The organism is Streptomyces sp. NRRL B-24572 (assembly GCF_002156145.1).
Classification (GTDB): Bacteria; Actinomycetota; Actinomycetes; order Streptomycetales; family Streptomycetaceae; genus Streptomyces; species Streptomyces vietnamensis.
Genome location: NZ_MWIG01000649.1, coordinates 1 through 630, shown reverse-complemented (window position 1 = coordinate 630; position 630 = coordinate 1). Strand labels below are relative to the sequence as shown.

The window sequence follows — 630 nt, the reverse complement described above, 5'->3', positions numbered from 1 at the left end:
GTCCTCCAGCAGGTCGCCGAGAAGCAGGGCCTCCCGCTGACCCCCGACCCGGGCGGCGCCGCGTTCTACGGCCCGAAGATCTCGGTGCAGGCGCGGGACGCCATCGGCCGCACCTGGCAGATGTCGACCGTGCAGCTCGACTTCAACCTGCCGGAGCGCTTCGACCTGGAGTACACCGCCCCGGACGGCACCAAGCAGCGCCCGGTCATGATCCACCGCGCGCTGTTCGGCTCGATCGAGCGCTTCTTCGCCGTGCTCCTGGAGCACTACGCGGGCGCCATGCCGCCGTGGCTGGCCCCGGTCCAGGCCACCGGCATCCCGATCGGCGACGCGCACGTCGACTACCTGCACGAGTTCGCCGCCAAGGCGAAGAAGCAGGGCCTGCGGGTGGAGGTCGACTCCTCCTCGGACCGGATGCAGAAGAAGATCCGGAACGCGCAGAAGCAGAAGGTCCCGTTCATGATCATCGCGGGTGACGAGGACATGGCCGCCGGCGCCGTCTCCTTCCGCTACCGCGACGGTTCGCAGGAGAACGGCATCCCCGTCGACGAGGCGATCGCCAAGCTCGCCAAGATCGTCGAGGACCGCGTCCAGGTCTGATGACCTGAGTCGTTCAGGAGGCCCCCGGGG

At 69.0% G+C, this 630-nt stretch carries 1 protein-coding gene; it reads left to right on the top strand.

The annotated features are described in order from the left end of the window. Positions 1-600, top strand: a 600-nt coding sequence (locus CCN56_RS32635) for a threonine--tRNA ligase (RefSeq protein ID WP_256962304.1), incomplete at its 5' end; no start/stop codon positions are given. Positions 601-630 lie beyond the last annotated feature (30 nt).